This is a genomic window from Melioribacteraceae bacterium (assembly GCA_019638015.1).
Lineage (GTDB): Bacteria > Bacteroidota > Ignavibacteria > Ignavibacteriales > Melioribacteraceae > JAHBUP01.
In genome coordinates this window covers 3,104,641-3,125,564 of record JAHBUP010000001.1, presented here as the reverse complement: position 1 = coordinate 3,125,564, position 20,924 = coordinate 3,104,641, and the positions used below count along the sequence as shown (strand labels likewise).

General features: G+C 35.8%; 14 protein-coding genes. 11 read left to right on the top strand and 3 right to left on the bottom strand.

The window, feature by feature from the left end:
- Positions 1-19: 19 nt before the first annotated feature.
- The 9 genes from KF816_13450 to KF816_13410 all read left to right on the top strand — a co-directional run bounded on the left by KF816_13450 (position 20) and on the right by KF816_13410 (position 13,381).
- Positions 20-2,425, top strand: coding sequence for an endo-1,4-beta-xylanase (locus tag KF816_13450; GenBank protein MBX3009018.1), 2,406 nt, complete (start codon positions 20-22; stop codon positions 2,423-2,425).
- A gap of 139 nt (positions 2,426-2,564) precedes the next feature.
- Positions 2,565-3,809: a xylanase gene (locus KF816_13445; protein ID MBX3009017.1), complete on the top strand. Its 1,245-nt coding sequence runs from the start codon at positions 2,565-2,567 to the stop codon at positions 3,807-3,809.
- A gap of 80 nt (positions 3,810-3,889) precedes the next feature.
- On the top strand, positions 3,890-6,784 hold the full coding sequence (locus KF816_13440) for a glycosyl hydrolase 115 family protein (GenBank protein MBX3009016.1): 2,895 nt from the start codon (positions 3,890-3,892) through the stop codon (positions 6,782-6,784).
- Between the two features lie 38 nt (positions 6,785-6,822).
- The gene (locus tag KF816_13435; GenBank protein ID MBX3009015.1) at positions 6,823-8,514 is read left to right on the top strand and encodes a glycoside hydrolase family 43 protein; all 1,692 of its coding nucleotides are present in this window, start codon (positions 6,823-6,825) and stop codon (positions 8,512-8,514) included.
- A 234-nt stretch (positions 8,515-8,748) separates the two neighbouring features.
- The gene (locus tag KF816_13430) at positions 8,749-9,417 is read left to right on the top strand and encodes a cobalamin-dependent protein (protein MBX3009014.1); all 669 of its coding nucleotides are present in this window, start codon (positions 8,749-8,751) and stop codon (positions 9,415-9,417) included.
- Between the two features lie 13 nt (positions 9,418-9,430).
- Positions 9,431-10,312 carry a homocysteine S-methyltransferase family protein gene (locus KF816_13425; protein MBX3009013.1) on the top strand — a complete coding sequence of 294 codons (882 nt, stop codon included), beginning with the start codon at positions 9,431-9,433 and terminating at the stop codon, positions 10,310-10,312.
- Complete coding sequence (locus KF816_13420) at positions 10,312-11,046, top strand: hypothetical protein (protein MBX3009012.1); 735 nt, start codon at positions 10,312-10,314, stop codon at positions 11,044-11,046. The genes KF816_13425 and KF816_13420 overlap by 1 nt, the downstream gene beginning before the upstream one ends.
- 37 nt (positions 11,047-11,083) lie before the next feature.
- A complete protein-coding gene (locus KF816_13415; GenBank protein MBX3009011.1) occupies positions 11,084-12,112 on the top strand; it encodes a uroporphyrinogen decarboxylase in 1,029 nt (342 codons plus the stop codon).
- Positions 12,113-12,124: 12 nt separating this feature from the next.
- Positions 12,125-13,381 carry a glycoside hydrolase family 88 protein gene (locus tag KF816_13410; GenBank protein MBX3009010.1) on the top strand — a complete coding sequence of 419 codons (1,257 nt, stop codon included), beginning with the start codon at positions 12,125-12,127 and terminating at the stop codon, positions 13,379-13,381.
- A gap of 22 nt (positions 13,382-13,403) precedes the next feature.
- Here KF816_13410 and KF816_13405 read toward each other — a convergent pair whose 3' ends face one another.
- From KF816_13405 to KF816_13395, 3 genes are all read right to left on the bottom strand, one after another.
- Positions 13,404-14,780: a hypothetical protein gene (locus tag KF816_13405; protein MBX3009009.1), complete on the bottom strand. Its 1,377-nt coding sequence runs from the start codon at positions 14,778-14,780 to the stop codon at positions 13,404-13,406.
- A 94-nt stretch (positions 14,781-14,874) separates the two neighbouring features.
- The gene (gene uxuA, locus KF816_13400; protein ID MBX3009008.1) at positions 14,875-16,065 is read right to left on the bottom strand and encodes a mannonate dehydratase; all 1,191 of its coding nucleotides are present in this window, start codon (positions 16,063-16,065) and stop codon (positions 14,875-14,877) included.
- A 31-nt stretch (positions 16,066-16,096) separates the two neighbouring features.
- Entirely contained in the window at positions 16,097-16,921 is an 825-nt protein-coding gene (locus tag KF816_13395; protein MBX3009007.1) for an SDR family oxidoreductase, read from the bottom strand.
- A 541-nt stretch (positions 16,922-17,462) separates the two neighbouring features.
- Between KF816_13395 and KF816_13390 the strand changes: the two genes are divergently transcribed.
- Both KF816_13390 and KF816_13385 read left to right on the top strand, forming a co-directional pair.
- Positions 17,463-19,889, top strand: a complete 2,427-nt coding sequence (locus tag KF816_13390) for a glycoside hydrolase family 9 protein (protein ID MBX3009006.1) — start codon at positions 17,463-17,465, stop codon at positions 19,887-19,889.
- 8 nt (positions 19,890-19,897) lie between these two features.
- A complete protein-coding gene (locus KF816_13385; protein ID MBX3009005.1) occupies positions 19,898-20,914 on the top strand; it encodes a glycoside hydrolase family 5 protein in 1,017 nt (338 codons plus the stop codon).
- Positions 20,915-20,924: the final 10 nt, after the last annotated feature.

Here is a 20,924-nt window from a genome sequence, read left to right as displayed (position 1 = left end):
AACGAAAACGGAGGTCAATATGAAAAAAATAACTAATATTTTTTCTTCAGTAACGGCAATATTCCTTTTTATAATGATAATTGCATTAACTGTGGAAAATAAAGCTCAAATTGTAACTAATGGTAGTTTTGAACAGACACCACTAGGTCCAATAACAGATACAGCCGCAAAAGGGTGGTTAATTCAGGTGGGTACTTTAACTACGGCCCCCCAATTTTCTGTTACAGACGAAACCGCAAAAGATGGTAGTAAATCATTAAAGGTTGTTGTTAATAGTGTTGGCGCAAACGCATGGGATATCCAAATAGTTGCTGATAGTCTTCATGTAACACCCGGTGCAACTTATAAATATTCAGTTTGGGCGAAATCAGATAAAGCAAATTCCCAAATATATTTTACGGTTGGAAATTATTCGTACAGTGAATATGCCGCTGATCGCGCATCACGCCTTACTACTGAATGGAAAGAATATACTCTTGAGTTTACGGTTACTGATAACCAAACCGTTATAAGAGCGCCAATTCACTTCAGTATTACTGGAAATGTTGGCAGTACTATATATGTTGATAATATGAAGATCACAAAAGTTATCAGTCTTGCTGAAGCTTATAAACCAATTATTGTTGAAGCCGAGTCGGGGAATGTTGGATCCGATTTTCAGGTAACTACTGATGCCGGTAACAGTAATTTAACTTATGTAACAATAAAAACTGATGCAGCGGCAGCAGGCGCAACAAATTTTCCGGCAAAACTTGACAGAACTATATCTTACCAAGTAACATTTCCGGATTCTGGCACTTATAATTTATATGCTAGAATTAATGTAGGCCCCGATACTTTTAATGATGACAGTTTTTTCTATGGTAAAACTTTTGGGCAAAAAGATCCAACTGTTGATACTTTATGGAACATGGTGAATGGATTAGCTGCTGGAGGTTTTTCAAACGCTAGTGATGTCGTTCGCGAAATTGGTGGGGCAGGGTCCAATGTTTGGAAATGGGTTTGCATTACAGGTAATACATTCAACTCAGTTGGAGCAAAATTTATTGTCCCTGAGGGAGGTACAACTTTTACTTTTCATGTTGCCGGTAGAGAAAATGGTTTATTTATAGACAAATTCGCATTCGGTAAATCAATCGTTTTCTATACAGTTGATAACCTTGATAAAGGTGTAGCAGGCGTTACCAATGTTCCAGGAGGAAATATCTATAATGGACCCCCTCTTGCCCATAAACAGAAAAAATTCCTTGGAAGCGCTCACAGTACTAATCAGGCAACTAACTTTAAATCCTATTGGAATAAAGTTACACCAGAAAACGCCGGAAAGTGGGGAAGCGTTGAAGGAACACGTAATCAAATGAATTGGGGAGCTTTAGATGCCGCTTATAATCTAGCAAAAGAGAATAATTTCCCATTCCATTTTCATGTGCTTGTATGGGGCGCACAACAACCTTCATGGATTAACGCTCTTCCTGCTGATGAACAACTTAAAGAAATAAGAGAATGGTTTGTGGCTGTCGCCCAAAGATATCCCGATATTGCTTATTTGGAAGTTGTGAATGAACCTCTGCTAAATCACAATCCTCCAGATGGAACCAGCGGTAGAGCAAATTATAAAAACGCGCTTGGTGGTAATGGCGCTACCGGGTATGATTGGATTATAACCGCCTTCAAAATGGCTCGTGAAATTTTCCCTGCAAAAACTAAATTGATGCTTAATGATTACAGCATTATTAATAGCTCGAGCAGTACAGCTGAATATCTTAAAATTATTAGATTACTTAAGAAGGAAAATCTAATAGATTTAATCGGTGAACAAGGACATGCATTTACAACAACTGCTGCAGTTGCTACGATGAAAAGAAATCTTGATTCGCTCGCCTCAACTGGCATTCCAATTCATATTACTGAACTTGATATTGATGGTCCAACAGATGCTACTCAACTTACTCAGTATAAACGCATCTTTCCGGCATTATGGGAACATCCGGGTGTTGAAGGTATTACTTTATGGGGCTGGAGACCAGGATTGTGGAGAAATGATCAAAAAGCTTATTTGATTGAATCTAACAATGTAGAAAGACCTGCATTGATTTGGTTAAGAGAATACCTTGACACTTTAAATATCCCTGTATCTGTTAAGGGGGAAACCGAGTTGCCTCAGGACTTTGTACTATATAATAATTATCCAAATCCATTTAATCCTTCCACACAAATAAGTTACTATTTACCTCGAGCTTCAAGTGTGAAGTTAGATGTCTTTGATATGTTGGGAAGGCATATGCAAACATTGGTTGATGGAGAACAATTGGCCGGATATCATGATGTTCAATTTAATGCCGGTAATCTTTCAAGCGGAGTGTACGTCTATCGTTTACAATCCGGTACGTTCGTCTCAATTAAGAAAATGTTGTTGATGAAATAATCTCAATCTATGATTATTATAGGGCGATTGTTGTTTAAATCGCCCTTTTAATTTTATTGTATTAGACGATTTTGTCCTCAATTCACTTATAAATATTACCAAACAATATTGTTAAGTCATTTGGAAAAAGGTAGTCCTGATGTATAAAACCAAACTTTATATTGTAAAATCAATAATTATAATAATTATGTTAATATCTAATAGTTCCTGTTCCTCAACCATAATTACGAAGGGTAGTTACCATTCTGGAAAATATCAAAATTTATTTACGCAACTTCTCGGTAAAAGCGAGGATGAAGTAAACTCGAAAATAAATAGTGGGTTCAAACAGCTTTTTCATGGAGACCCGAGCAATCAAAAAATCTATTATGAAGTTGAGCCGGATATGGCTTATATGCTTGATGTTATCCACAATGATGTCCGGTCAGAGGGAATTTCGTATGGAATGATGATCTCTGTTCAATTAAACAAAAAGGAAGAATTTGACCGGTTATGGAAATGGGCTGTAACATTTATGCAGCACAAAGAGGGGCAGCGTGATGGATATTTTGCATGGCATACAAAACCGGATGGAACGAAACTCGATTCAAATTCTGCTTCCGATGGCGAAATTTGGTTTGTTACATCACTATTCTTTGCATCTGCACGATGGGGTGACGGTGAGGGAATTTTTAATTATAAAGAACAGGCGCAGAAAATTCTTGACGCAATGTTAAGCAAGAATGAAAATTCGGATGATCCAAAAGTTGTAACAAATATGTTCAATAGAAAAGAAAAACAGGTAGTGTTTGTTCCAGCTGGCGAAGCCGATGATTTTACTGATCCTTCCTACCATGTTCCTCACTATTATGAACTTTGGGCAATGTGGGCGAATAAAGAAAATGATTTTTGGAGATCTGCCGCAGAGACAAGTAGAGAGTTCTTTAAGAAAACGGTAAATCCAAAAACCGGATTGGCTCCCGATTATTCACTTTTTAATGGCCAAGGATATAACCCTTGGAATGGGGGAACGCATAATTTTCAATATGATGCGTGGCGTGTGGCAATGAATATTGCGGTTGATTATCAATGGTTCGCAAAGGATAAATGGGCTGTTGAACAATCAAATAGAATACTCAACTTTTTTTATAAAGAAGGAATAGATACTTATCCAGGACTCTATACACTCGATGGCAAAAAATTAACTTCAGAAAGAAACACCGGGTTAATAGCGATGAATGGGGTCGCGGCATTAGCATCTACTAATGAAAATAGAATTGAGTTTGTAAAACGAGTATATGATATGGAAATTCCCAGTGGGTATGGCCGTTATTATGATGGCTGTTTGTATATGCTGGCGATGTTACAACTCAGTGGTAATTTTAGAATATATTCACCATTGTAGAACTTCACTAAAAAGAAATACATCATTGTTAAAATTTGTTTGAGGTTTTTGTTATGAATTCAATCATGAAATCTGAAGTTTTGAAAAAGTTATTTCTTCTCTCAATAATTTTTTCATTTATATCTGTAATTGAGACGTTTGGATTCGATGGTGAGAAATATATTACTACAGATAAAAAGAAGAGCAAGTTCACAATCTCGGAAAATGGTAAATCAGCTCCCATATTTATAAGTGGTAACGATTATCCAGGAATTCAGAGAGTTTCTAAACATCTGCAAAATGATATTGCTAATGTAACAAACACAAAACCGGAAGTGTTGATAGATAACTTTAATGAAAATAAGGATGTAATTATTATTGGAACCATCGGAAAAAATCCGGTAATCGATCAACTGATAAAAGAGAAAAAATTGAATGTTGATGCTATTACAGGGAAATGGGAAACATACCTTATTACTGCTATTGAAAAACCATTACCAAATATTGATAGAGCATTAATAATTGCCGGCAGTGATAAAAGAGGTACAATATTTGGGATGTATGATCTATCAAATCAAATTGGCGTTTCACCCTGGTATTGGTGGGCCGATGTGCCGGTGAGGAAACAAAATTCCTTATATGTACTTCCCGGAAAATTTTCGATTGGCGAGCCAAAAGTAAAATACCGCGGCATTTTTATTAATGATGAAGCTCCCGCGTTAACCGGATGGGTATTCAAACGATATGGAGGATTTAACTCAAAATTTTATGAGCATGTTTTTGAATTGATTTTAAGGATGAAGGGAAATTTTTTGTGGCCTGCAATGTGGGGCAGAGCTTTCTATGACGATGATCCTAATAATCCAAGATTGGCTGATGAGTATGGGGTGGTTATTGGTACTTCTCATCACGAGCCAATGATGCGTGCGCACGATGAATGGAGGCGTTATGGCAGAGGGGGTAAATGGAATTATGAAAAGAATAAAGAGGGACTTCAAGAATTTTGGCGCGATGGAATTAAAAGTATGGGTAATTATGAAAGTATTGTTACACTCGCAATGAGGGGTGATGGCGATGAAGCAATGAGTCCAGACGCAAATCTTTCTCTGCTTGAAAATATAGTGAATGATCAAAGAGAAATATTAAAAGAAGTTACCGGAAAAGAAATTACAGAGATACCTCAGGTATGGGCACTTTATAAGGAGGTGCAGGAATATTATGATAAAGGAATGAGAGTTCCCGATGATGTTACTCTTTTACTTTGTGACGATAACTGGGGAAATGTTAGAATTCTTCCAGATATAAATGCCAAGCCAAGAAAAGGTGGGTATGGAATGTATTATCATTACGACTTTGTGGGGGGGCCAAGAAACTACAAATGGTTGAATACAAATCCAATTGCCCGAATTTGGGAACAGATGAATCTTACTTATAGGTATGGTGTTGATAGAATTTGGATTGTGAATGTTGGGGATATTAAACCAATGGAATTTCCTATTGAGTTTTTTTTAGATTTTGCCTGGAATCCGGACAATATACCCGCATCAAAACTGCCAGCTTATACTCTCCAATGGGTTGAAAAACAATTTGGCCATCAATTCTCAAAAGAAATTGCTGAGATTGTTGAGACATACACCAAATTTAATGGAAGACGCAAACCTGAAATGTTGCATTATGATACTTATAGTTTAACTGATTATAAAGAATTTAAGACTGTTGTTGACGAATTTAATGAGTTGACAGCGAAAGCTCAGTGTATTAATGATAAGCTTCCAAAAGAATACAGAGATGCATTTTTTCAGTTAGTGCTTCATCCAACTTCGGCAATGGCTAACCTCTATGATATGTACTTATCACTTGCAAAGAATTATTTATATGAATCGCAAGGAAGAGTATCAACCAATCATTATGCCTCTAAAGTTAAATACCATTTTAATAAGGATACGTTAATAACCGATCACTACAATAAAATTATAGCCGAAGGGAAATGGGCCCATATGATGGATCAATCCCATATCGGTTACACATCATGGCAGCAGCCTGAAAGAAATATAATGCCTAAAGTAAAAACTATTACACCTTTAGATAATGCAGATCTGGGAGTAGCTATTGAGGGCTCAACTAAATGGTATAACAATAATGAAATTCAACCTTCTCTTCCAGTATTTGATTTATACAATAATCAAAAATATTATATAGATGTATTTAATAGAGGTAATACTCCACTCGATTTTGAGATTCTAACTTCTGAACCATGGATAATCATCGACAGTAAATATGGAAGGATAGAAACTGATAAAAGAATTATTGTCTCAGTCGATTGGAACTTAGCGCCAAAGGGAGGTCTTATTGGCTCTGTGATAATTAATGGCTCCGATAAAAAAACTGTAACGGTAAAAGTTGTAGCAGAAAATTTTGCATCCCCTACACCTAATAAAATAAATGGATTTGTTGAAAGCAATGGATATGTCTCTATCGAGGCGGAAAACTATACAAATAAAATAAACTCCAATGGAATAAGCTGGTTGACAATTCCAAACTTTGGAAAGACCGGATCGGGTGTAACTCCATTGCCAGTTACTGCATCTTCACAAAATATTGATGCTAACTCACCGCGGCTTGAGTATTTAATTCACTTTTTTACAGAGAGGGAGGTTACTGTAAAAGCATATTTTGCTCCAACTCAAAATTTTAAACATGGAACAAAAGGTCTTCATTATGCAATATCATTCGACGATGAAACTCCTCAAATAAAAAATGTTCATGAAAAAGATACAATCCCCGATTGGAAATATCCGAGAGAATGGAATGAAGCGGTGAGTAATAAAATTAAAATTATTACCTCAAAGCATACAATTACAAAACCAGGCGAACATACTTTAAAATTCTGGATGATTGATCCAGGACTGGTTCTACAAAAAATAGTTATTGATACTGGAGGATTGAAACCGAGTTATCTTGGGCCGCCTCAAAGTTTTAATCGATCGATAAAATGATATTATAAAAATTATAAGGAGTAAAAATGAGATTGTTAATGATAGCAATATTGGGAATATTACTGTTGGCTTGTGCTTCACAAAAAGAAATAACCGCACAAGGTGAAGAGCGTTTTTTAAATCCTATACTTGCCGGATTTTATCCTGATCCAAGTTTAGAAAAAGTGGGGGATGATTACTACCTGATAAATTCAACTTTTGCTTATTATCCGGGCATACCAATTTTTCATAGTAAAGATTTAGTTAACTGGAAACAGATTGGCCATGTACTAGATAGACCCGAGCAATTGAATCTTGATGGTTTTGGAGTATCACGTGCCATTTTTGCACCAGCAATTAAACATCATAAAGGAATATTTTATGTAACTTGTACACTAGTTGATGGAGGTGGCAATTTTGTAGTTACCGCTACAAATCCAGCAGGCCCATATTCAAACCCGGTTTGGCTCCCGGAAGTTAATGGAATTGATCCCTCAATATTTTTTGAGGATGATAAAGCATATTTACTTTATAACAGTGATGCCCCAGATAATAAACCATTGTATGAAGGGCATCGTACTATACGCATGTATGAGTTTGATTATAAAAATCTAAAAGTCGTTGGTGAAAATAAAATACTGATCAACGGTGGAGTTGATTTATCGAAGAAACCTATCTGGATTGAAGGCCCCCACATCTATAAAAGAAACGGATACTACTACATTATTCCCGCTGAGGGAGGAACTGCAGAAGATCACTCTCAAGTAGCTTTCAGAAGCAAAAATGTTGATGGTCCCTATATCCCGTGGGAAAAAAATCCAATTCTCACTCAACGTCATCTTGACCCCAAAAGACAATATCCAATAACTTCCACAGGTCATGCGGCATTTGTTGAGACTGCAAAAGGTGATTGGTGGGCAGTATTTTTAGCGTGCAGACCATACGAACCATTTGAAATGAATTATTATAATACCGGCAGGGAGACTTTTTTAGCTCCAGTGAAATGGACTGATGATGGCTGGCCAATAATAAATCCCGATTTTGAAGAAGTTCAATATTCTTACCCGGTTCCGCTTGCACCGGTGGTGAAACAAGATATTCCTCTTAATGGAAATTTTACATTGCGTGAAGATTTTAATTCTTCCTCACTTCCATATTACTGGATTTTTTTGCGAACCCCTCATGAAAAGTGGTATTCATTCAATGATGGAAAACTCAAAATTAATCTTCGTCCCGAAACCGTTGCCGGGAAAAAGAATCCAAGTTTTATAACTAGAAGACAGCAGCATGCTCATGCCGAGGCATCGCTTTCAATCAATTTTAAACCAAATGCCGAAAATGAAAAGGCGGGTTTGATAGTGTTTCATGACGAGAAGCATTTTTATTATTTGTGCAAATCCCTAAAAGATAATGGTGAAGTTGTACAATTGTATAAATCGGTGAATTCTAAAAATGAAAATGAAATGGAATTGCTCGCTGAGAAAAAATTAAATAGTAACAAAGATCTATTCTTGAAAATAAAGATTGAGGGAATTGACTTATCCTTCTACTTTGCTGAGAAGGAAGGTGATTGGAATTTATTAAAAGATAAAGTTGACGCGTCAATTTTAAGTGTTAAAAAAGCATGGGCTTTCGTGGGAAGCACTTTTGGAATGTATGCTACATCTCTTGGGCAAGCAAGCAATAACTCGGCTCAATTTGATTGGTTTGAGTACACAGGAGACGATAAAGTTTATAAGTTTAAGAAATAATAATTTTTGATGTTCTTAGCAATAAAATCGAAGCTATCACTTACTCTAGGATGAATGCTGATTATCGTGATGTTGAATGGGTGAGCCAAATATACCTTCGGGAATCTATTTTTATCAAATATCAGCGGGTACATTTTCGCAAATGAAAAAAATGGTTTTGATGAAATAATCATTAATTTTTTAACTTATTGTATAGATTATAAAAAATATTAAACTACTCCAACGAGGTTGCCAATGCATGAGCTAATTGAAAAAATAAGTATTTGTGTAGAAAGAGGAAAAGTAAACAAAGCCGCATCTTATCCACCAACAATGAAAGGTGAAGATGGAGCCGATGAAATAACCCGGCTTGCTATTGAGCAATCAATGAATCCCGAGGAAATTCTTCAAGCATGCAATATTGGTATGCAGAGAATTGGTGAACGATTTGGTAGAAATGAAGTATTCGTACCCGAACTATTGATGGCCGCTAAAGCAATGAACGCGGTGATGGCACACTTAAAACCATTTTTCAAAGCGGGCACTGTAAAGACTAAAGGTAAATTTGTACTAGGAACAGTTGCAGGAGATCTTCACGATATTGGTAAAAATTTAGTGTCAATGGTAGTTGAAGGAAATGGCTGGGAAGTAATTGATTTAGGTGTTGATGTTAAACCGGCTAAGTTTATTGAGAAGATTAAAGAAAATCCAGGCTGCATAGTTGGGTTGAGCGCATTATTAACTACAACAATGGTGAGCATGTCTAAAACTGTGCAGGAAATTAAAGCACAATTCCCGGATATTAAAATAATAGTTGGAGGCGCGCCTCTATCTCCAAAATCCGCCGAAGAAATGGGAGCCGATGGTTATTCGCCAAACCCACAAGGAGCGGTAGATTTCTTGACTAGAATTGGCTCTGTTTAATATTGAGAAATGAATGAAATCACTTTTAGAAGAAATTAAAAAAGGAAAGATATTAATCTCGGATGGAGCGTGGGGTACTTTTCTCCAAAAGAAGGGATTAGAACCGGGTGAGTGTCCCGAGCATTGGAATATTATTAAACGAGATTCAGTTTTAGAAATTGCACAAAGCTATATTAATGCCGGAGCCGATATTATACTCACTAATAGTTTTGGCGCGAGTCCACATAAACTGAAGCATTATAAGCTGGAAGATCAAGCGTGGGAGATAAATAAAGCCGCGGCTGAAATTTCTCGTGAAGCTGCAAGCGATAAATTTGTGCTTGGTTCGGTGGGACCTACCGGCGCAATCTTGATGATGGGAGATGTTTCTGAAGAAGAAATTTTTAATGGATTTAAATTGCAAGCTCAAGCTTTAGAAAAAGGGGGAGCTGATGCAATTTGTATCGAAACTATGTCTGATGTTCATGAGGCAATTTTAGCGGTAAAAGCGGCAAAGGAATTTACGAACCTCGAAATAGTTTGTACATTCACTTTTCATTCAACTGTTAATGGCGATTATAAAACAATGATGGGAGTATCACCTGCGGAAATGACTTCAGCATTAATAGAAGCCGGCGCTGATATTATTGGTTCAAATTGCGGCAATGGGTTTGAACAGATGATTGATATAGTAAAGGATATCCGTAAAGTAAGTAAAACAATCCCAATATTGGTTCATGCAAATGCGGGTAAACCATTAGTGGAAGATAATCAAACAATTTTTCCTGAAACTCCACAAATGATGGTTGACCGGGTAGATGCATTAATTTCTTGCGGAGCCAATATTATTGGGGGCTGTTGCGGAACAACCCCAGAGCATATCCGCGCGCTATCTAATAAAATTAAAGCCCTCTAATGAAGAACTTAGAAGAAATTGAAATTGAGAATGATATTTTTTCTGTTTCAATTAAATTTTCCGATTTGACGATTAGCGAGAGTGAAATAGCATATACACTTGGTTACATCGATGGTAAGATTCCCCCCGATTTTAATGAAATGCTCGCTGAAGTAATTTCTGGTTTGCCAGCTAAATGTGAAATTAAAGCCGGATATAGAATAATCCCAATCTCATTTATTGAAGGTGATAATAAAAAGATAAAATTATCAAACCTAATTTTTGAGACAGATAAAATTGTTACAAGTCAACTAAAGAATTCTGAAAACGCTATTTTGTTTTTATGTTCTATCGGCGATAAAATGGAAAATTGGGCAAAAGAATATATTCTTGATGGAGATCCAACATTAGCTTTCTTTATCGATACAGTCGCGTCAACGTGTGTCGAAAGTGTTGTTGATCTGCTTCATGATCATTTAAAGGAAAAATTTAGTTCTATTGGTTTGGTTGTAACTAATAGATACAGTCCCGGTTACTGCAATTGGTATGTTTCTGAACAGCATAAATTATTTTCACAATTACCGGAACGATTTTGCGGAGTGACTTTAACAGATTCTTCCCTTATGATGCCAATAAAATCAATTAGCGGAATTATTGGAGTAGGAAAGGAAGCTAAATATCGTGAATATTTATGCGATACATGTGGAGTGAAGGATTGTACATACCGAGCAAAAAGAATTAAAAGAGTTTCATAATCACAAGTTATTACTATAAAAATTAATTGAGGGAAAGATGACTGATCAACATTGGGATTTACTCAAGAAAGTTATTGCGGGCGAAACATTAGAAAAAATACCCACCGGGTTCATAATCGATTGCCCATGGCTGCCTAATTGGTATGGTATTAATATAGTTGACTATTTCTCGAATGATGATTTATGGCTGAAAGCGAATTTAAAAGCGATAAATGATTTCCCCGATGTAATGTTTTTACCCGGTTTCTGGTCAGAATTTGGAATGTGTACTGAGCCATCTGCTTTCGGTGCTAGATGCACTTTCCCGACAAACGAATTCCCACATGCACACAAAGTGATTCATTCGGTTGAGGATATCGAAAATCTTCCCCAACCAAATGTATCAACCGATGGATTGCTTCCATTTATGTTGAACAGATTAAAAATGAACCGTCAGAAAATTGAAGACGCCGGGCATAAAATTCGATTCTCTGTTTCGCGAGGACCATTAAATATTGCCAGTTATCTAATGGGTTCAACGGAATTTTTAACAACGATGATGATGTACCCCGACCAAGCTCATCTATTAATTAGAAAAATTACAGATTACTTAAAAGATTGGCACTTGCTTCAGAGAGAAGCAATTCCAACTATCGATGGAATTTTAATGCTGGATGATATAATCGGTTTTATGGGCGAACCAGAATTTCTTGAGTTTGGTCTTCCATATTTTAAAGAACTTTATGATTCGGATGTATCGATTAAATTTTTACATAACGACGCGCCATGCAGAGTATCAACTCCTCATTTGCCTGAAATGGGAGTTAATTTTTATAATATGGGTTTTGATGTATCATTAAATGAATTGAAGGAATTGACTCAAAACAAAGTCACTATGCTTGGAAATTTGCCCCCTCGTGATGTACTGGCAAGCGGAACAACAGATGAAGTAAAATCCGAAACCACAAAGCTTATAAAATCGCTGAATGACAGATCACATATAGTAATGTCGTGCGGGGGAGGAATGCCTCCAAATGTTTCCTCGGAAAATATTCAAGCTTTTATTGACGCGGTGAATAATAATTAAAATGAATTATGGATGTTAATTATTAATAAATATAGTTTTTATCTGAAAGGTTTTCTGCTCGGATTCCTAATTTTAATTTTACTGAATGTTAAAATATTTTCTCAATCAAAAAATGAGACTGAGAAGGTATTGATGATGATGAGCAGTGAAATAATTAAATCTACTTCTTTTAGTTTTATCTCTGATTCTTCGGGAAGAGAATTTAATTCTACTAATGAAATTCCGGTTGGTGAAAAAGTAAAGATTAAAAGTCCTTATAATGATTGGAGATACTGGAATGGGGTGCTGGGTATTTCATTCTTAAAACTAAGTTCAAAATTAAATTTGCCGGAATTGAAGCATTTTGTTTCCAGAAATCTGGCATTTGCCTTCGATAATGTTGATTACTTCAAATCAAATCATAAAGATGGATGGAAATGGAGTTATCCATTTGGACAGTTATTTATAACAGAAGAATTGGACGATTGCGGAGCTATGGGCGCAAGTTTAATAGAACTAACTAAATTCGATAATCAGCCACGGTACCAAAATTACATCAACAGTTCAGCTAATCATATATTGAAAAAACAAATACGACTAAAGGATAAAACTCTTGTTCGCCACTTCCCCGCAAAGTATACAATCTGGGCGGATGATCTTTATATGGGACTCGTATTTCTTTCGAGAATGGGAGAGATTACCGGAGAGCAAAAATATTTTGATGACGCCGCATTACAAGTAATTAATTATCACAAATATCTTTTTAATGAACAGAAAGGATTAATGCACCATTGCTGGTATTCAGATTTGAAAAGGAATGGAGTTGCGTTTTGGGGTCGAGCTAACGGTTGGGCTTTACTTGCACAAATTGAATTATTGGAGCGATTACCATTAAATCACCCGAAAAGAAAAATTCTTATTTCACTTCTTCAGAAACATATTTTAGGAATTTCTCAATATCAAAGTAGCAATGGTTTATGGAGACAATTATTAGATAAACCGGACTCTTACAATGAAACATCGTGCAGCGCGATGTTTACCTACGTAGTTGCAAGCGCAGTAAAAAATGGTTTTATTGAAGAGAGATATTTGTCAATTGCAATTAGAGGCTGGGAAGGGATCATGACAAAGATTGATAAGGATACGGGAGAAGTTGAAGGAGTTTGCGCCGGGACTGTAGTGAGTGATGATTTGGTTTATTATTATAATCGTCCTACACCCTTGAATGATATACATGGGCTGGGTGCAATCATTCTTGCAGGAATTGAAATGCTGGATGTACTGAAATAATAAGTTAGTAATTGCTTGAAAATCATAAACCATATTCAGATAGAATAAACTTACCGGGCTCAATTTCTGATAAAATATCCTCCACAAATTTACTTTCATCATCGGGGATTGATTCTATATCATCTCGTAAAATATTAAACCAGCCAATTTCTTTTGGATCATTAATCAGTCTGTTTTCCTCAATTGCTCGTTCGATAAGATCCAGTCCCTTTAGGCATCCTCTTTTGGTCGCGTCAATGTAATTGCTTCCTTTTACAATTTCTTTTGATATTTCAATAACATTTGCAGGAGCTAAGATTAATGCCTGCGGATCAAAAGAGATATCGGAATTAACAAGCAATCGTTGAAGATTTATAACGCTTTCTTTACCTTCCTTAACTGCTTCATTAAATAATCGAACGTCATACTGCAATTGTTCCATATAAACCACAGGTGCAAAATCGGATAGTAATTTTATATTCTGTACTGATTCATTGCTCCATAAATCGCAGCATGCCGCGGCCACATTTCCAAGCGGACTGGTGTGTGCGCAAGCGGAAGTTTTGCCTTCCATCGAAATAGGGATGCCGGTTATTGCTTTCAAGAAAGGTCCTTCATACCCGCAATCCTTATCTGGTCCTAATGCTCCTTCTTCAACTGAAGCTAAAGTTCTAACAACAGTAGCAATACGGGCAATTGCCGCAAATGTTTTGGGAATATATTTTTTTTCTGCCAATACCATTGCTGTATTCCCGAATCCACAAGCAGTATCACCGCCGGGAATTGTATTAGTTCTATTTGCGATATCAACGATATTCTTCCATAAAAATTTAATATCGCGCACACCAAGCACAGCTTGTGAAAAAATAAATTGTTTGATATTACACATTAAGAGGGAATCGTCTGAGATTTCTTTTCCACCAGTAGATTCAATAGAAAGCAGATCGCCTCCTGCTAGCGCGCCTTTTTCGAATAACTCAAACATTTTCACAAGCAACTCTGAAGTTCTCTGTTTAGGTGGGCGTTCAAATTCTCGAAGATCGTTTGGTGTTAATCTTATCTCACTTTTCAAACCAAACTTATAAAAATAATCTTCGCACACATCATTCATTACTTTTACTATTTCAATACCAATCTCAGGATTTTGTGTCATCTCAATTAAAGTCTCAAATTCAAACACAACGCCATTACTGCTTAAGTGAAGCGCTTTTTCAAGTGAGTTTTTTACAATATCTCTATAGTTAGATATCACTTCATCAAGGGTGGAAGGGGAGATGCTCATCGGGGGAAGTGTAAAATTTAATTCGGGATACACGAGTCCACCCCCAATAATTAATCCTCGTTTTGTTTTAATGGGATGAGGAGCGGTTCCAAAAATTAGATTGTCGGGATTACTGATTGCTAAATCTTTATACCTCATTACCAATTCCTAATTAGTGATTAAAAGAAAGGTTCTCAGAATAAATTACTAAATGAACTTATGTATATATTGAAATAGAAATCAGTAATATAAATTATAAATTAAGTGAGCGCCTGATGCCTAACTCAACACCACGAAGCTCCGATAGTCCTCTCATTCTTCCAAATAATGAATAACCCGGATAAATACCTTCTCTATTCATATCAGGTATCATCAGATGTCCATGATCGGGTCTCAATGGAAAACGATTATCTTTTCTTCCCTGTTCCAATCTTTTTTTCTGCTCGATGAGAAGCGTTTTCATTACACCAAAAATATCAATGTCGCCATCAAGGTGATTCTCTTCCAAAAAATCCCCCTGTTCATTTCTCGATAAATTTCTCAAATGAACAAAATTTATTCGATGAGCGAAAAGTTCGGTTAATTCGACGAGGTCATTCTTTACATCGGCGCCGAAAGATCCGGTACAAAGTGTTAAACCGTTGTGAGGTGAATCGTAGGCATCTAAAATTCCTTTTACATCGAATTTATTCTTTACGACACGGGGCAAACCTAATAATCCCCAGGGTGGATCATCAGCATGAATAACTAGATACATGCCAGCTTCCTCGGCAATCGGAGCTACTGCTTTAATAAATTGATGTAAATTATAGCGAAGTTTATTCTCATCAATATCATCATATTCTTTTAGGGCTTTTCTAAATTGTTCTAAAGTTAAAGCTTCTAATGAACCGGGCAGTCCAAGAAGTACTGTATCCTTTAGATTTTGGATCTCTTCGGGTTTTAATAAATCAAAAAATTCTTTCGCACGAGCAACTTGTTCCTCTGAATAATCTTTAAAAGCGTGGGCTCTTTTAAGAATAAAAAGATCGAATGCGGCAAATTTTCTTGATTCGAATTTTGAGGTGATAGAACCATCTCTAAAAACAACTTTAAGATCGGTTCTCGACCAATCCAGTATCGGCATAAAATTATAACAGATAATATCTAGACCGCATTTGGCTAGATTTTTAAGTGATACCTTATAATTCTCGATTAGTTGTTCGTAATTGGCTTTTCTTTTTTTAATGTTTTCATGTACAGGAAGACTTTCAACAACTGACCAGGTAAGTCCCTCCTCCTCAATTATTTTTTTACGTATTAATATTTCTTCAACGCTCCAAACTTCACCAACCGGAATATGATGAAGGGCACTTACAATTCCAGTTGCGCCTGTTTGTTTTATTTCTTTGAGTGATATCGGGTCATTAGGACCGAACCACCTCCAAGTTTGCTCAAATGCCATTTATATATTATTCCTTATCACAATTAAAATTTTACACACCGCTGAATGAACTAAATCCACCATCAACCGGTATGATTGCACCGGTAACAAATTGGGAAGCATCACTAGCAAGCCAAAGTATTGTTCCAACTAGTTCGCTGGGTTCACCAAATCTTTTAAAGGGAGTAATATCAATTATTGTTTTACCTCTATCGGTTAATGAACCATCTTCATTTGTCAATAAAGTTCTATTTTGTTCTGTGAGTAGAAAACCCGGAGCAATTGCGTTCACGCGTAATCCACTGCCATACTTTGCGGCAAGTTCAACAGCCATCCATTTTGTGAAGTTATCAACCGCGGCTTTAGCTGCCGAATACCCAACAACGCGAGTAATCGCTCTGTAAGTAGCCATCGAGGAAATATTGATAATAGAACCTTTATGCTGTTCTGACATTATTTTCCCGAAAACAAGAGTTGGCAGGACAGTTCCATTTAAATTTAGATCTGTAACTTTTTTAAATTGATCTATCTGCAGATCAAAAATGGTTTGATCAATTCCAATTGTTGCGCCTGCCATATTACCGCCGGCAGCATTTACGAGTACATCTATTCTTCCAAATTTCTCAACAATTTTACTTTTAACTTCATTAAGATTTTCTTCATCAAGCACATTACATTTATAACCATAGATTTCGCTACCCAAAGATTTTAGTGAATCAACTTTTTTGATTAAAGCAGATTCATTAATATCAAGTAAAATAACTTTTGCTCCAGCTTGAATAAACCCAGCAGCCATTTCTCCGGCTAAAATTCCACCACCTCCGGTTAGTAATACTATCCTACTATCAACACTGAAGAGGTTATTTATATAATTCATTTTTTACCTTTTAGACTTACTTTTTAAATTACTTACTTAAAGTTCAATAAAAATTTGAACCGTTTCAAATTAATAAAAGAATTGGAAGAAAGTCAAGCAAATTTGGGGGTACTTTTGATAAAGTTGAAGCACGCATTTTTTTCTTGCCCTTTTCAAAAATGATTGGTATTATTGAAACGGTTCAATGAACTATATATTTTGTTTAATTTATAAATAGCCCTTATTACTAAACAAAATATTTTTAGAATTAAATGCTTCTCCCGATTCAAAATAGAATAGATAGTATGGTGCCTCCTTCTATTTATTTCTATAGGTGGGTGGAATGTTCAACTTTTTAAGTTTGCCACCCACCTTTTTTTCTTCACTTCATTTATATCGTATCCTATCAATAATTATAATGAATTATCTTTTTAATAAATATAACCCGACACATTTGAAAAAAAGAGGTAAATTCAAACAGAAAACTGGAAGATCAGCTTGGTATCAAATTTGTGATATTGTAGAGTCTATTATTACTATTTTATTTTAAGGATCAAGTAATATGAAAAGAATAGTTTTTTTATTTCTACTGGTTTCAATAATTCATGGACAGAACCTATTGAAACTAAATGAGCAAGAATATTTTGAAATGCCAGGATTAAATGTAATGGCATTTAGCGATTTTTATCCAGATGGTCATCAAACGGGGCTTACATTTATTCAGCATGGAAAAAGAACAGCGGCTAACGGCGATGTTAGATTGGAACCGACTCCCGGGCAATGGTCTCCGATTCCAATGGTAGTAAATAGAAATGTTGATATAACTAAAAATCAAATCACAACATATTTGAGTTATCCCGATTCAACTAAAGATAGGAAAGGATTTAATCCCATTGTATATCCCGACTTCAAATTAAATTATTCAGTTAGGATAAAGTGTGAAGGAAAACTCATAAAAGTATATGTTGATTTGGAAAAACCACTACCAGATGAATGGGTTGGAAAAGTTGGGTTCAATTTTGAATTATTCCCCGGTGATTATTTTGGGAAATCATTTTTAACAGATAATTCTTCCGGGATTTTTAATCGCCAAGCAAATGGTCCTTTATTTAAGGATGAAGATGGAGAGGTTCAAATTATTCCGATGGCTGAGGGCAATAAAATTATTGCCGCACCGGAGGACCCATATTTTAAAATTACAATTGAATCAGAAAGCGGTAAATTGCAGTTAATTGATGGGAGAGGAAAACATGATAATGGCTGGTTTATAGTTCGCTCTCTTCTGCTACCAAACAAAACAGATTCCGCACTTGAATGGACTATTACTCCTAATGTTATTGAAAATTGGAGATATAAACCAGTTGTGCAAATATCTCAGGTTGGGTACCATCCACTGCAATCAAAAAAAGCTATAATAGAAATGGATAAACTGGATATGCCTGTTGATATTCATCTCATCAAATTAAATTATGATAAAAATGAAATTGTACTATCAGCACTGCCAATCGAGTGGGGATACTTTTTGCGCTATAAATATTTCACTTTCGATTTTACTAATATAACTGATGAGGGAATGTACCAAATAAAATATGGCGACTTTTTAACTTCTACATTTCAGATATCAAAAAATGTTTTTGCGAGAAATGTTTGGCAGCCGACAGTCGATTATTTTTTACCAGTTCAAATGTGCCACATGCGAGTAAATGATAGATACCGTGTTTGGCATGGGCTATGCCATAATGATGACGCACTGATGGCTCCAACTAACATAAATCATTTCGATGGGTATTTACAAGGTTCCTCAACACTCACAAAATATAAACCTTTGGAACATGTTCCGAACTTAAACCAGGGGGGGTGGCATGATGCGGGGGATTATGATTTAAGAATTGAATCGCAAGCCGAAACTGTTCATTTGCTTTCTCTAATTTATGAGGAATTTAAAATTGATTACGATGCAACTACTATCGATCAGAAAAACAAAATAGTAGAAATACATCAACCAGATGGAAAACCTGATATACTTCAACAGATTGAACATGGATTACTGTCAATTATAAATGGATATAAATCATTAGGCAGATTATATCGAGGGATAATATCACCAACAATACGTCAATATACCTTATTGGGAGATGGTTCGGTGATGACCAATAATATTTCGGAACCGACGGCAAATATCGATGAACAACCTGATGACAATTGGGTTTTCACTGAAATAAATCCAAACCATGAGCTTCAAACAGCATATTCGTTGGCTTCAGCATCAAGAGTAATGAAGGGATTCAATGATGAACTCGCAAACGATTGTTTAAGAATTGCAGAGGAATTATGGGCTTCTAATGAGGATAAAAATCCTCCATCAAAAATCGAAGCGGCAGTTGAACTATTTATTACAACTTCTAGAAATAAATATCGGGATTATATTTTATCTAATACAAATAATATATTACAGAGAATTGATAGGCAAGGGAGTAGTATATCAAGAATTTTAGACTTGGTTAATAATAAGGAATTCAAAGAGAGAACTATAGAAGAGCTTAAAAAATTCGCATCAAAAATAGATGAACAAAAAAATGAAACACCTTATGGTGTTCCATACAAACCAAATATTTGGGGTGCAGGTTGGGGTATTCAAAGTTATGGCGTTGACCAGTATTTTTTATTCAAGATTCTTCCGGAATATTTTCCAAAAGATAATTATATGAATGCATTAAATTTTATTTTAGGATGCCACCCTGGGGAAAACACTTCCTCGTTTGTATCAGGCGTTGGCGCAAAATCGGCAACGGTTGCTTATGGTACGAATAGAGCAGATTGGTCGTATATTCCCGGAGGAATAATATCTGGAACCGCGCTTATTCGTCCCGATTTACCCGAATTAAAAGAGTGGCCCTATTTTTGGCAGCAAACCGAATATGTACTGGGTGGAGGAACTGTTGATTATCTTTTTTTAGTTCTGGCAGCAATTAAGTCACATAATAAGTAGAGGAACAAATGAGAAATGGTTTATTAATTATATTATTGTTAATGATTACAACGTTCACTATAATTTCTAGGGCAGACAATTTTAATGAAAAGAATCCTACTAATACTATAGTTGAGAAGTATGGAATTTTGAAAGTTGATGGTAATAAAATTGTTGATAAAAATGGTGAGGCTGTTTCATTAATCGGTATGAGTTTGTTTTGGAGCCAATGGGGTGGTGAGTTTTATAATCAAAGTTGTATAGAGTGGTTGGTAAAAGATTGGAAGTGTACTGTGATTCGTGCGGCAATGGGAATTGAAGGTGGAGGATATCTAACAAATCCTGAAAGGGAATTAGAAAAAATATTTACTGTTATCGATGCTTGTATCAATCTTGGTGTTTATGTAATTGTTGATTGGCACGATCATAATGGAGAAAAACATGCAGAAGAGGCGGTGAAATTTTTTGGATTAATTGCACAGAAATATGGCGAATACAATAACATTATTTATGAAATATATAATGAACCGCTTCAAGTATCATGGTCAAATGTTGTAAAACCATATTCTGTAAGAGTCATTAGTGAAATCCGCAAGTATGATAAAGATAAATTAATTATTGCCGGAACTCCATCATGGTCTCAAGATGTAGATTCAGCCTCAACCGATTTAATAGACGATAAAAATACAGCATACTCATTGCATTATTATTCGAGTACTCATAGGCAATTTTTAAGGGATAAAGCAATTGCAGCGATGAATAATGGTGCGGCACTTTTTGTTTCGGAATATGGAATTAGTGAAGCTAATGGTAACGGAATAATTGATCTCGTTGAAACCGATTTATGGTTTAAATTTATTGAGGAGTACAAATTAAGCGCATTGAATTGGTCAATAATGGATAAGGATGAAACATCTTCCGCTTTAAAACCGGGGACATATCCTCATGGTAATTGGAAGGAAGAAGATTTAACGGAATCGGGTAAAATAATTCGCGACTATATTAGAAATAGAAATGCTGAAATATGGAAGTCTTTGTCTGAATAATTGATAGCTC